The sequence below is a fragment of the Streptomyces tailanensis genome, assembly GCF_008386495.1.
GTDB lineage: Bacteria > Actinomycetota > Actinomycetes > Streptomycetales > Streptomycetaceae > Streptomyces > Streptomyces tailanensis.
Genome location: NZ_VTHJ01000020.1, coordinates 58,881 through 71,793, shown reverse-complemented (window position 1 = coordinate 71,793; position 12,913 = coordinate 58,881). Strand labels below are relative to the sequence as shown.

Genomic DNA, 12,913 nt, shown 5'->3' with positions numbered 1-12,913 from the left:
CATGGCAACCCGTGCCGTCGCCGCTCGTCGTTCGTCCGCTTCCGGCGGGAGCGACGCGGCAAGCAGCGTTCGCGCCTCTGGCGGCGAGATCGCCGACCGCGACCTGGTCGGCATGTACCTCGACGAGATCGCGCGTACGCCGCTGCTCGACGCCGCCAAGGAAGTCGAGCTGTCCCAGATCATCGAGGCGGGTGTGTTCGCGCAGCAGATCCTCGACGGCAAGGAGGAGGCCAGGGCGGACGCCACCCGTGAGGAGCTTCAGGCCCTCGTCGCCGACAGCGAGCGGGCCAAGGACATCTTCATACGGTCGAACCTGCGGCTGGTGGTGGCCGTGGCCCGGCGGTATCCGCGCAGCGGCCTGCCCCTGCTCGACCTCATCCAGGAGGGCAACGCCGGCTTGGTCCGCGCGGTGGAGAAGTTCGACTACCGCAAGGGCTTCAAGTTCTCGACCTACGCCACCTGGTGGATCCGTCAGGCCATCACCCGTTCGATAGCCGATCAGTCGCGGACCATCCGGCTGCCCGTCCACCTGGTCGAGGAGCTCGGGCGGATCCGGCGCGTCCAGCGCGAGTTCAACCGTGAACACGGGCGCGAGCCCGAGCCCCAGGAGATCGCCACCGAGCTCGGCTCCACCCCGGAGCGCGTCAGCGACGTACTCGACTGGGCCCGCGACCCGGTCTCCCTCAACATGTCCGTCGACGACGAGGGCGAGACCCAGTTCGGCGACCTGCTGGAGGACACCTCGGCCGTCTCGCCCGAGCAGTCCGTGCTCACGCTGCTGCGCAGCGAGGAGCTCGACAGTCTCATCGGGCGGCTCGACCAGCGCACGGCCTCCATCATCAAGATGCGGTACGGCATCGAGGACGGCCGCGAGCGCACCCTCACGGAGGTCGGCAAGGAGCACGGGCTCACCCGCGAGCGGATCCGCCAGATCGAGAAGCACGCGCTGCTCGAACTGAAGAAGCTCGCCCGGGACACGGGGTTCGACGCGGCGGCCTGACCGCCGCCGGACCCGACGCGGTGAGCACGGTCAGGGGCGTGCGCTGGCGTACCGCCGTACGTCGGCCACAACCTTGGCCGTACTACGCCGCTTCAACTCCCCGATCCCGGGGCACAAGACTTCCGAGCCCAAGACTTCACCGGGCCCGGAGCCGCCCGGCCCGGGACCCGGAGTCCGAGGGAGTCGAGGGCGCCGCAACGCAGCCAGTGCAGCCGTCGTACGCCGTACTCAAGGCTCTTGAGCCAACCTGAGCCAACCGAAGCCGAGTCCCGACGCTCTCCCCCCAGCGCCGGGACTCTCCCAGAGCCGGGCTTCGGCGCCTCCCCCCCCCCGGCGCCGGAGCCCGGCTCCTTTTGTCGTCATCGTCGTCAGCGCACGTCAGTCGCGCCGCCCGCCACCCGCCGCCCGCGTCAGACGCGCGCCCAACTCCCGTACGTAACGGACGAGTTCCGGTGGCTCATGCGCCGTGAACTCGCACTCGATGTGGGCGAGCCGCACCGCCAGCCATTCCATGGAGCCGCCGGAGGAGCCCCGCAGCCGACAGCTGTGTTCGTCGATGGGCTCCGGCGCGCCGAACCAGCGCGGGAGCCGGGCCGCGATGAACTCCACGGGCGCGGCGAACGTGACGTCGAACTCGTACGTCTCCTGCTGGTGGTACATCGACTGCCTCAGGTACTCCTCCGCGCTCCCCGTCGGCAGCTCGCGTGGCGCGAACCGGGCGCCCGTGGCGAAGGGTTCGGTGACCCGGTCGACGCGGAAGGTGCGCCAGTCGGCGCGGTCGAGGTCGTACGCGACGAGATACCAGCGGAGGCCGGTCGAGACCAGCCGATACGGCTCGCAGTGGCGGCGCGAGTCCGTGCCGTCGCCGGAGCGGTAGGCGAAACGCAGCCGCTCCTGGCCCGCCACCGCCGAGGCCATCACGGTCAGCGTCCCGGGCGCGACGGTCGCCCCGTCGCCGCTGGTCAGCGGGGTGGTGGCGGCCTGCAACGTGGCAACCCGGTGACGCAGCCGCGAGGGCAGCACCTGTTCGAGCTTGGCAAGCGCCCGCACGGACGCCTCGTCCACCCCCTCCACGGCGTGCCCGGCCCCGGCCCGCAGCCCCACCGCGATCGCCACGGCTTCCTCGTCGTCGAGCACAAGCGGAGGCATCGCCTTCCCCGCCACCAGCCGATACCCCCCGTCGGCCCCCTTGGTCGCCTGCACCGGATAGCCGAGCTCCCGCAGCCGGTCGATGTCCCGCCGGACGGTACGCCGCGAAACCCCGAGCCGATCGGCCAACTCGCCCCCCGGCCACTCCCGGGGCGTCTGGAGGAGGGAGAGGAGCTGGAGGAGCCGGGCGGGGGTGTCGGTGGTCATGAGAGCCCCTTTCCGGCCGGGGGTGTGCCTTTCGTCCTGAGCCTCGTCCTGCTTGTCGTCGTCATGAGTCGAGGGTGCCGGATATATAGGACGAGATCTGGCCTACTCCTGCTTCGCTCTGCCTCTTGTTGGTCGAAGCGCCCGTTCGTGTCCATTCCATGCCCGAACCTGTTTACTTTTCGGAAATCCGGGCGTAGCCTCCGAGCGAACCCACAGAATCGGGCATCGCATCACATCGGATCCGGATCAGTCGGAGGCGAACGGACATGTACGCACCGGAGCGGCAGCAGGAGATCCTCCGGCTCGCGCGTGACGGCGGCCGGGTGGACGTGGTGTCGCTGGCGGAGGAGTTCCAGGTCACGGCCGAGACGATCCGCCGCGACCTGAAGGCCCTGGACCGCGCCGGCCTCGTACAGCGCGTGCACGGCGGTGCCATCCCGGCCGGGCGGCTGGACTTCGAGCCCGACCTCGCCGAGCGCGAAGGCACGGCGGCCGACCAGAAGGACCGTATCGCGCAGGCCGCCCTCGCCGAACTGCCGACCGACGGCACGGTCGTCCTCGACGCCGGTACGACGGTCGCGCGCCTCGCCGCCGCCATCCCGCTCGAGGCCACGCTCACCGCGGTCACGCACAGCCTGCCGATCGCGGCCCGCCTCGCCGACCACCCGGGCATCCAGCTCCACCTGGTAGGCGGCCGCGTCCGCCACCGTACGCGCGCCGCCGTGGACGCCTGGGCACTCCGGGCTTACGGCGAAATCCGCGCTGATGTACTTTTCGTGGCGGCCAACGGCTTCTCCACCGAGCACGGCCTGACCACCCCCGACCTCGCCGAGGCCGCCGTGAAGCGCGCGGCGGTGGCCGCCGCCCGCCGCGTCGTACTGCTCGCCGACTCCTCCAAGCACAGCCAGGAACACTTCGCCCGCTTCGGCGCCCTGAGCGACGTGGACCTGCTGATCACCGACAAGGGGCTGAGCCCCGAAGACGCCCTCGCCATCGAGCGCGGCGGCACGGAAGTGCTGTGTGTATGAAACGAGTACGCATGATCCTCACCGTCACCCCAAACCCGTCCCTCGACCGTACCTACGAGGTCCCCTCCCTCGACCGCGGTGAGGTCATCCGGGCCACCGGCGAACGCATGGACCCGGGCGGCAAGGGCGTCAACGTCTCCCGGGCGGTTGCCGCCGCCGGGCAGCGCACCGTGGCCGTACTGCCGCTGGGCGGTGCGCCGGGCGCGCTGGTCGCGGACCTGCTCGACGCGCAGGGGATCGAGGTCGCGCGGGTGCCGGTGGCCGGGGCGACCCGTTCCAACATCGCCCTCGCCGAGTCGGACGGCGTCCTGACGAAGATCAACGCGCCGGGCCCGCAGCTGTCGGCCGCCGAGGAGGAACTCCTCCTGGAGACCGTCCGCGCCCAGTCCGTCGACGCCTCCTGGATCGCCTGCTGCGGCAGCCTCCCGCGCGGTCTCGCCCCGTCCTGGTACGCCGAACTCGTCGCCCGCGCCCACGCCGCGGGCGCCCGGATTGCGCTGGACACCTCGGGCCCGGCCCTGCTGGCCGCACTGCGTGAGCGCCCGGACGTCGTCAAGCCCAACGCCGAGGAACTCGCCGAAGCCGTGGGCCGCCCCCTCGCCACCGTCGGCGACGCCGTCAAGGCCGCGGAGGAACTCCGCGAGATGGGCGCCGACGCGGTACTCGCCAGCCTCGGCGCCGACGGGCAGCTGCTGGTGAACGCCTCGGGCGCCTGGTTCGGCAGCGCCCGCGTCGACGCCGTACGCAGCAACGTGGGCGCCGGCGACTCCTCCCTCGCCGGTTTCCTGATCGCCGGCGGCGACGGCCCGGAAGCCCTCGCCTCCGCCGTCGCCCACGGCGCCGCGGCCGTACAACTACCGGGCAGCGTCATGCCGACACCGGCCGACCTGGACCCGGCGGCTGTGACGGTCACGGCGGAGGCGCCGGTGGACCGGGTGCTGAGGGAGCCGGTGTCATGAGCGCCGCACCCCCGTTCCGGGAGGCCCTCAACGGTGTCGGCCACGAGTTACTCGCCTTGGTCACCGCCGTCCCGCCCCACCCCCTGTCGGCCCTCGCGGCCCGCGCCCCCCACACCCCCGTCCCCACCCCCGCCCACCACATCCCCAGGGCGATACGCGTGCGAAGGAGCCCGCGATGAGCGAGATGATCACCGCGGACCTGGTCGACCTCGACCTGTCCGCCGAGACGAAGGAAGCGGCGGCACGTGCCCTCGCCGAGCGCATGGCCGCGAAGGGCCGGGTCACCGACCTGGACGGCTTCCTCGCCGACGTCGCCGCCCGTGAGGCGCAGATGCCGACCGGCCTCGACGGCGGCATCGGTATCCCGCACTGCCGCAGCGAGCACGTCACCGAGCCGACCCTGGCCTTCGGGCGCAGCGCGGCCGGCATCGACTTCGGCGCGGCCGACGGTCCCGCCGACCTGATCTTCCTGATCGCCGCCCCGGCGGGCGCCGACGACGCCCACCTCACGATCCTGTCCTCCCTCGCCCGTCAGCTGATGAACGCCGAGTTCACGGACGCGCTGCGCTCGGTCGACGACGCGGCCCGCGCCGCCGCGCTCATCCGGGGCGACGAGGAGACGGAAGCCCCGGCGGACACCACAGACTCCGCGGCGGCGTCGGGCGGAACGGCCTCCCCCGACTCCGCCGCGGTCAGCACCACCACGGCCGAGCCCCCGGCCGACCCCACCGACGAGCCCACGGCCGACGGCGGTCGCCCGTTCCGTATCGTCGCCGTCACCTCCTGCCCCACCGGCATCGCGCACACCTACATGGCCGCCGAGTCGCTGGAGAACGCCGGCCGGGACGCCGGTGACGTCGAGATCGTCGTAGAGACGCAGGGCTCGGCCGGCTTCTCCCGGCTGGACCCGGCGGTCATCGCCGCCGCCGACGGCGTGATCTTCGCCCACGACGTGCCCGTACGGGAGAAGGGCCGGTTCGCCGGGAAGCCCACGGTCGACGTCGGCGTGAAGGCGGGCATCAACCGCCCCGCCCAGCTGATCACCGAGGTGCGGGAGAAGGCCGCGCGCGGAGAGGTCACCGCGGCTGCCAAGCCCGGCGGCACGCCCGTCGAGCGGGCCGGCGAGCCCGGTGAGGGCTACGGCACCAAGCTCCGCAAGTGGCTGATGTCCGGCGTCAGTTACATGGTCCCGTTCGTCGCGGCGGGCGGTCTGCTGATCGCCCTCGGCTTCGCGATCGGCGGCTGGGAGATCAACTCGGCCAAGCCGGTCACCGAGCACTTCGACTGGCTCCAGATCGACAGCTGGGCCGCCCTGCTGTTCCAGATCGGCGCCGTCGCCTTCGGCTTCCTGATCCCCGTCCTCGCCGGTTACATCGCGTACGGCATGGCGGACCGCCCCGGCCTCGTCCCCGGCTTCGTCGGCGGCATGATCGCCTCCAACATCGCCGCCGGCTTCCTCGGCGGTCTGGTCGCCGGTCTGCTGGCCGGTGCGGTGGTCCTCGCCATCCAGCGGATCAAGATCCCGCCGGTACTGCGCGGCATCATGCCGGTGGTGGTGATTCCGCTCGTCTCGTCGACCGTCGTCGGCTTCCTGATGCTGATCGTGATCGGCAAGCCCATCGCCGAGGCCCAGAAGGGCATGACCGACTGGCTGAGCGGCCTCTCCGGCTCCAACGCCGTCCTGCTCGGCATCCTGCTCGGCCTGATGATGTGCTTCGACCTGGGCGGCCCGGTCAACAAGGTCGCGTACGCCTTCGCCACCGCCGGTATCGCCGTGCAGGACCCGAGTCCCGCCGCGATGAAGATCATGGCCGCGGTGATGGCCGCCGGTATGGTCCCGCCGCTCGGCATGGCCCTCGCCACCACGATCCGCAAGAAGCTGTTCACCACCGCCGAGCGTGAGAACGGCAAGGCGGCCTGGGTGCTCGGTGCCTCCTTCATCTCCGAGGGCGCGATCCCGTTCGCCGCCGCCGACCCGCTGCGGGTCATCCCCGCCTCCATGGCGGGCGGCGCGGTCACCGGCGCGCTGACCATGGCCTTCGGTTCGACCCTGCGCGCCCCGCACGGCGGCATCTGGGTCACCCCGCTGATCGGCAAGCCGCTCCTGTACCTGCTGGCCATCGCGGTCGGTACGGCGATCACGGCCGGCCTGGTCATCGTCCTGAAGGGCATGCGCAAGACCCAGCCGGGCGCCGCGGCCGAGTCGGCCCCGGCCGCCGCGAAGACCGAAACGAAGGAGCCGGTCGCGGCCTGAGCACCACCTCTGGAATCCCGGTCGCAGCGTGAACCCGTGACCGTACGTCGGCCGCAGCCCCTCGCCGGGGCTGCGGCCGCACGCGTTCGGGCGCGGCCCGGATACCCCGCAGCACCCCGCGCGCCCCTTTGAGCGCCTTTACAACCCCTGTGAGTTGTACGCCGCACCTGCGAGATACGTCACGGTCCGGGCTCAAAGTCCCGTCCGGTGGTGTCTACTGGTGGGCATGCCTGAGCACGTGTCGATCCTCCAGTTGGTGGGCGTGGCCGCCCTCGCCCTCGCGGCGGTCATCTGGGTCGCCGTGCTGGTCCGTGTGCTGCGCCGGGACCGTGAGGTGCACCGCGTCCGCTTCGCCGAGATGGCCCGGCGCCGTGGTCACCGCCTGCGGGCCCTGCCCCACCAGCGCAGGAAGGGCCCGCACGTCGAACACGCGGAGCTGACCCCGGCGGAACAGGACGCCTTCGCGTTCCTGGCCCGCCAGTTCACCGACGACCGCCCCGCCTGAGCCCTTCACCGCGTACCTGAGTCCGGAACGGCTGCCCAAGCCCCGTCCTGAGCCCCTTCTTGCGCCTTACCCGAGGCTCCCCGCCCGTCGCTCCATCGCGTCCCGGGCCGCGTCCTCCGTCGCGTACACCTCGCACATATGACGTCCGTCCGGCGTGGCCGTGTGCTCGACCTCCCACAGGGAGACCTCCTGCCCGTCGATGAGCAGGAACGCGTGCTCGTAGAGCGAGAAGCTCAGCCCCGGCCGGCCGCGCCGACCGGGCCGGCTCGGGCGGCCGAAGGCCTGGGTGATCTCGTGCGCGAACGCGGTCCGCAGCAGCAGGGTGGCGAGCTCGTCCCCGGGAGGGTCCGGGTTCTCCGCGCGCCGCAGCAGCCGTCGGGCGTGGTCCGCCGAGTCGTCGGGCACGTACTCGTGGCGCGGCTCGGGGAACGCCGTCAGCTCCACCATGGCGGGCAGCTCGAAGTCGGGGGCGTCCGGCGGCAGCGGCAGGCGCGCGGTGGCGGCCCGCAGCTCCTCGTCGTCCGTGTACACCTCGTGCTGGGTCTCGCTGCCTGGCACGGTGTTGTGCACGAGCTCCCACAGCGTGACAGCGGATCCGTCGGTGAGCAGCCAGGTGTGCCGGTACGTCGCCCGGTGCAGCCCCGAACTGTAGTGCGCGGAGTGCAGCGAGCTGTCGTGCGCGAGGGCGCAGTCCAGCAGCCGTATCGTCTCGTCGGGCAGCTCGAAGGAGTTCAGGGCGCGACCGAGGAGTCGCGCGAGGTGCTCCTCCGGAGACTCGGGCGACTCGGGTGGCTCGTACGCTGCCGTCTCGTACGGAACGCTCAAGGTTTCTCCCGGCGTTGCTGCATGTCACCTTGTGGGTGCATACCGTAGCCCCTCGGTCGGACATCATGTCCGGGAACCGAGAAAACGTACGTCCATAAAACGCCGGAGCCGCGCGGTTGGTTCCCGCGCGGCCCCACGAACTCCCGGAAGCCCTTGGTCAGATGGGGTCCCGTCCTGGATCGGACGGCCCCGAACAATGGCCGGATGGCGCCGACTCTCGCTCGGACGATGCCGACTTCGGCTCGGCAGGCGCCGACTTCGGCTCGGGCGGCGCCGACCTCCACTCAGGCGGCGCTGCCCGCCGTCCAGGCGCTCCAGGACATGTTCCAGCCATTGAGACCGTTGTCCGGGGCGACCGTCTCGTCGGGAGAGTTCTTGACGACCACCACATCCCCGATCAGCGAGTTGTCGAAGAACCACTTGCCGACCGTGTCGCCGTTCGCCCCCTGGACGTCCGCGAGCCCGACGCAGCCGTGGCTGGTGCCCTGCCGCCCGAAGGGCGGGTTGGACCTGCTGTACCAGTAGTTGCCGTGGACGAACGTGCCCGACGTCGTCAGCCGCATCGCGTGCGGCACGTCCGGGATGTCGTACTCCCCGCCGAAGCCGACCGTGGATCCGTTCATCCGCGTCTGCGTGAACTTCTCCGAGATCACCATCTGCCCGTTGTACGTCGGGTTCTCCGCACTGCCGGCCGAGATCGGCACCGTCTTGATCGTCTTGCCGTCCCGTACGACCGTCATGGTCTGCGTGTTGACGTCGACCGTGGATACCTGTGAACGCCCGACGGTGAAGGTGACTGTCTTGTCCTGCACCCCGTAGACGCCGTTCGCGCCCTCGACACCGTCCAGGTCGATCTTCATCGTGACCTTGGACCCGGCCTTCCAGTACTCCTCGGGCCGGAAGTCGAGCCGCTGCGCCCCGAACCAGTGCCCGACCACCTCCTGCCCACCGCTCGACGTCACCGTGATGTGCGACTGCACGGCCTTCTGGTCGGTGATCGCCTTGTCGAACGTGAACGACACCGGCATCCCCACCCCGACCGTCGTGCCGTTGTCGGGCGTGTACGTGCCTATGAAGCTGTTGGCCGAGGAGACGGTGGTGAAGATGGAGTTGGCCGCCGACGTCTTTCCCCCGGCGTTCTTCGCGGTCGCCGAGATCCGGTACTTCGTCCCGCGCTCCAACTGCTCCTTCGGCTTCCAGGACAGCCCGTCCGCCGCGATCTCACCCGGTACGTCCGCGCCGCTCTCCGCCGCGGTCATCGTCACCTCGGTCAGCTTGCCATCGCTGACCTTCACACCGGTCGCGTTGATCGACGCCCCCGTCGAACCGTCCTTGGCCGAGATCGTGATCGTCGCCGCCGAGTCCTTGGCCGACGCGCCCTTGCCACCGTCCTTGTTGTCGGCCTTGGCGTCCCCACCGCACCCGGTGAGCGTCAACGCCCCGACCACCAGCACGGCACAGGCCCCCACCGCACGCCGCACAGCACTCTTCGGCCTCGTCACGATCTGCTCCCACTCCCACGCGTTCACGTGATCCACGCGATCCCCTCCCGTACGTGGACGAAGAGCGTCCGCCGACCGGGTGAGGTTCCCGACCGGCCCGATCCACAGCATCACGTGACAGAACCGGGACAATCGCCTACCCGGTAGGGCCCCTCCCCTCCCCCCCCAGCCCCCCTCCCCGGAACCCCCTACTCCGCCGGAACGGCGGCTCTCCCCACCCACGGCACGCCTCACTCGCGCTGTGTCATGCCCCTTCCTCGAACTCGCCGTACAACTCCCCGTAGGACGGCCACACTCCGCCCAGCCCGTCCACCGACTCGGCTGCCCGTACCGCTCGTACGATCGCCCGGGTCACCAAGTCCGCGCCTGCTGCGAGCAGTTCGTTCAGGGCGAGGGGGCCGGACTGGGGCGGCAGGGTGTGCGTGCCCGTCGCCAGGGTGAAGACCGTGTCGCCGTCGTTGAGCAGGTGGACGGGGCGTACGGCGCGGGCGATGCCGTCATGGGCGGTGCCGGCCAGCTTCTGGGCCTGGGCGCGGGTCAGGTCGGCGTTAGTGGCGACGACGGCCAGAGTGGTGTTCAGCGGAGGAGGCGGGCTTTTCGCGGCGGTTTCGGCGAGGCGCCGGAGCGCGACCTCGTGGATATCGGGCGCCGGATACGTCGTACGTCCCTCGAACAACTCCCCGTACAGCACCCCCGTCCCCGGATCCATCGCCGATCCCGCGGCGTTGGCCACCACCAGCGCGGCCACCGTGATCCCCGAGCCGAGCACGGTACTCGCGGTGCCGATGCCGCCCTTGAGCAGCCCGACCGTCGCCCCCGTCCCCGCGCCCACGCACCCCTCCACGACCGGGGCACCGGGCCCGGTCCCGGCGGCCGCCTCCACCGCCGCCCGGCCGGTCGCCGCGTCCGGTCTGGCCCGGAAGTCGCCACCGCGGCCCAGGTCGAAGACACAGGCGGCGGGCACCACCGGCACGACATGCGCCGGGTCGGGGCCGACCCGTACACCGCGTCCGTGCTCCTCCAGCCAGGCCATCACCCCCGACGCGGAGTCCAGCCCGTACGCGCTGCCCCCGGTCAGCACCACCGCCTCGACCTTCTGCACCAGGTTGCGTGGATCGAGAGCGTCGGTCTCCTTGGTGCCGGGGCCCCCACCGCGTACGTCCACGGCGGCGACGGCCCCGCCCTCGGAGGCGAGGACGACCGTCGTGCCGGTGAGCCAACCGTCGCCGTTGCGCGTCGCGTGCCCCACCCGTAGCCCCGCGACGTCTGTCAGAGCGTCAACTGTCATGAGCCCAGTCTCGTCCAGTGACTGGCGCCGTCGGTTGACCTCTCTAGCCCTTTTCCGGCTCTTACGCGACCGACGCCTTCACTCGCTCCATGCTCTCTCGGGCGGCCATGCGCGCGCCGTCAGTGTCACGCCGGTCACCACCGCCGGCAGGGGCACCGCGGGCCGAGGCGGCCAGCGTCGGGTCGGTGATCACGTAGACGTTCTCGCGGCTGTGTCTGCTGGTGGTGCGGCTGATTTGATGCCGGCGCCTTCGCGACCTGGGCGGCATGCGGAAGTCGACGCCGTGTCATGAAGTTCATCCACGTTCCCTGTGGAGTGTCGGAGCAATATCGCTATTCATCTGCGCTGATACCCATTGAGGAGTTCAATCGTCCGTGGGGGCAGCGTGAAGCGGTCCCAGTAGACGAACGGATGACCATGGAACGTGATGACCTGTCGACTCTGCGCGCACTGGGCTTCGAGGATGACGAGCTTCGGCGACTCGGTCTGTGGGACGTGCCGACCGGGGCCCCGGAAGACCTCGCGGAGGTGTACATCAGGCGCTCGAAGAAGCGGGACACGCTGACTACCGTCCGGGCCCATGTGCGGGATGTGTGTCGCCTCGCGGTCGTCGAAGGGAAGATGATCCGGCGTGTGTGGTTCGAGCAGCGGAGCGCGAGCAAGTCGCATGTCCGACGTGAGGAGTTCGAGAATGCGTACCAGGCAGTCTTGGACGGTCACTCAAAGACGCTTTACGTATGGAAGACCGACCGTCTTTCGCGTCGAGGCATGGGTCAAGTCGGCTTGCTCCTCGATGACTTCGACGATTGTGCTGCGCGTTTGGTGAGCGTCATTGAAGGGCTGGACTCTTCGAGGGGCGGACGGACTCTCTTCGGATTTCTCTCGGAGCGAGCTCGTGAAGAGGCCAAGGATATTTCGCTCCGGACAAAGACCGGGGGCGACGCGCATAAGGCGGAGGGGCGTTGGCCGGGCGGAGTGACACCGTACGGGCTCCGCTGCCCCAAGGGATCGGGGAAGCTTCAACATGACCCAGCGGAATACACATACGCGCGCACGCTGATCGCTGAGCGCCTGTTGGACAAGATGACACCTGCCGAGATCGCCAATGATCTCAATGAGCGGAAAATTTCCACACGCCACGGCAAGAAATGGCGGGCTCAGACAGTCATCAACCTTGCGCAGTCGCCGAGTTGGGCAGGTCTCATCCCGAACCGTGATCGCCAGACCGACGAATTCGGGACTCTCCTCGACAAGTGGCACCGTGGTGGAGGTCCGCTCCTTGGCGCAGGGGGTCATCCTGTCCGTGCGGGTCAGGGAGTGGTCACCTTCGAGGAGTGGGAGAAGATCAAGGCCATTATCTCGGGTCGCTCACGCCCAGGTACGACGATTGGCGACAGAACGCGCGGCATCCGCGAGGCAGCCACCATCATGACTGGCGTCCTGCGCTGTCCACACTGCAACGGCCCTATGGGGAACGGCGGGCGTAACTATCGATGCCTTGCCCGTGTGAATCAGGGAAAGTCTGTGTGTCAGGGGATCGCGACCATGCGTGAGCGGGTGGACGAGGCGATGGAGGTTCTTTGGATGGATCATGTCCTGAATCTAGTTCCGGACTCGCCCACGATCCGTGGGATCGCCCGACGTTGGCTGTCCTACCAGGACCCCGCGAAGGAGGCACGCAGGCGTTCTGTAGGGGCAGCGCTCGATGACGCGGTAAGTCGGGATATGAAACTGACTAGAGAATTCTTCATCGGCGGGGGCATGGATGAGGCACAGTTCGATGGCCTCCGAGGGGAACTGGCGGCCCAGATCGCGAGTCTCAAGGCCGAACTTGCGGATCTCTCAAAGGACTCTGACCTGTCGGCTCTTGCGAACCCTGAAGCACTGGCCGCCCTTTGGGAGGGTGCGGGAATTGCTGGGCGCCGGGCCCTCATTCAGGCAGCGCTGAATAGGGTCACCGTGAAGCCCCCCAAGGGACGGGGAGACAAAACACCGATCGTGGACCGTCTCGTGCCTGTCTGGAGAGACAAGAATGCCGACGCACTGCGTCTGGACGTTGGAGTCGAGGTTGGGGAACGCAGCAGGACGAGGCATGTCCCTGAGGCAGCCGCGTGAGTCCTGCCGCACCGCCACCTCGCGACCCGCCGCCCTGCGGCCGGGGCCCTTCGTACCGCACGATACGCCCACAGGGGGCGG

At 69.9% G+C, this 12,913-nt stretch carries 11 protein-coding genes; 7 read left to right on the top strand and 4 right to left on the bottom strand.

Translation table 11 applies throughout. The annotated features are described in order from the left end of the window. The first annotated feature begins 1 nt into the window (after position 1). Positions 2–1,000 (top strand): sigma-70 family RNA polymerase sigma factor, encoded by a 999-nt coding sequence (locus tag F3T56_RS18470; protein WP_149826277.1) that lies wholly within the window; start codon positions 2–4, stop codon positions 998–1,000. A gap of 378 nt (positions 1,001–1,378) precedes the next feature. Here F3T56_RS18470 and F3T56_RS18465 read toward each other — a convergent pair whose 3' ends face one another. Further along, positions 1,379–2,356 (bottom strand): helix-turn-helix transcriptional regulator, encoded by a 978-nt coding sequence (locus F3T56_RS18465; RefSeq protein WP_149826276.1) that lies wholly within the window; start codon positions 2,354–2,356, stop codon positions 1,379–1,381. A 266-nt stretch (positions 2,357–2,622) separates the two neighbouring features. Here F3T56_RS18465 and F3T56_RS18460 point away from each other — a divergent pair, with 266 nt between their 5' ends. From F3T56_RS18460 to F3T56_RS18440, 5 genes are all read left to right on the top strand, one after another. Next, a complete protein-coding gene (locus F3T56_RS18460; RefSeq protein WP_149826275.1) occupies positions 2,623–3,384 on the top strand; it encodes a DeoR/GlpR family DNA-binding transcription regulator in 762 nt (253 codons plus the stop codon). Between the two features lie 11 nt (positions 3,385–3,395). After that, on the top strand, positions 3,396–4,343 hold the full coding sequence (gene pfkB, locus F3T56_RS18455) for a 1-phosphofructokinase (protein ID WP_149826335.1): 948 nt from the start codon (positions 3,396–3,398) through the stop codon (positions 4,341–4,343). Further along, positions 4,340–4,522: a hypothetical protein gene (locus F3T56_RS18450; protein ID WP_149826274.1), complete on the top strand. Its 183-nt coding sequence runs from the start codon at positions 4,340–4,342 to the stop codon at positions 4,520–4,522. Before pfkB ends, F3T56_RS18450 begins: the two co-directional genes overlap by 4 nt. Further along, positions 4,519–6,597 carry a PTS fructose transporter subunit IIABC gene (locus F3T56_RS18445; protein WP_149826273.1) on the top strand — a complete coding sequence of 693 codons (2,079 nt, stop codon included), beginning with the start codon at positions 4,519–4,521 and terminating at the stop codon, positions 6,595–6,597. The genes F3T56_RS18450 and F3T56_RS18445 overlap by 4 nt, the downstream gene beginning before the upstream one ends. Before the next feature lie 226 nt (positions 6,598–6,823). Continuing rightward, positions 6,824–7,102, top strand: a complete 279-nt coding sequence (locus tag F3T56_RS18440; protein ID WP_149826272.1) for a hypothetical protein — start codon at positions 6,824–6,826, stop codon at positions 7,100–7,102. 66 nt (positions 7,103–7,168) lie between these two features. Here the strand turns inward: F3T56_RS18440 and F3T56_RS18435 are convergent, their stop codons facing one another. The 3 genes from F3T56_RS18435 to F3T56_RS18425 all read right to left on the bottom strand — a co-directional run bounded on the left by F3T56_RS18435 (position 7,169) and on the right by F3T56_RS18425 (position 10,717). Next, positions 7,169–7,927 (bottom strand): DUF6227 family protein, encoded by a 759-nt coding sequence (locus F3T56_RS18435; protein ID WP_149826271.1) that lies wholly within the window; start codon positions 7,925–7,927, stop codon positions 7,169–7,171. A gap of 284 nt (positions 7,928–8,211) precedes the next feature. Beyond that, positions 8,212–9,429 carry a L,D-transpeptidase gene (locus F3T56_RS18430; protein ID WP_149826334.1) on the bottom strand — a complete coding sequence of 406 codons (1,218 nt, stop codon included), beginning with the start codon at positions 9,427–9,429 and terminating at the stop codon, positions 8,212–8,214. A 244-nt stretch (positions 9,430–9,673) separates the two neighbouring features. Next, positions 9,674–10,717 (bottom strand): P1 family peptidase, encoded by a 1,044-nt coding sequence (locus F3T56_RS18425; protein ID WP_149826270.1) that lies wholly within the window; start codon positions 10,715–10,717, stop codon positions 9,674–9,676. A gap of 288 nt (positions 10,718–11,005) precedes the next feature. Between F3T56_RS18425 and F3T56_RS18420 the strand changes: the two genes are divergently transcribed. Beyond that, the gene (locus F3T56_RS18420) at positions 11,006–12,832 is read left to right on the top strand and encodes a recombinase family protein (RefSeq protein WP_149826269.1); all 1,827 of its coding nucleotides are present in this window, start codon (positions 11,006–11,008) and stop codon (positions 12,830–12,832) included. Positions 12,833–12,913: the final 81 nt, after the last annotated feature.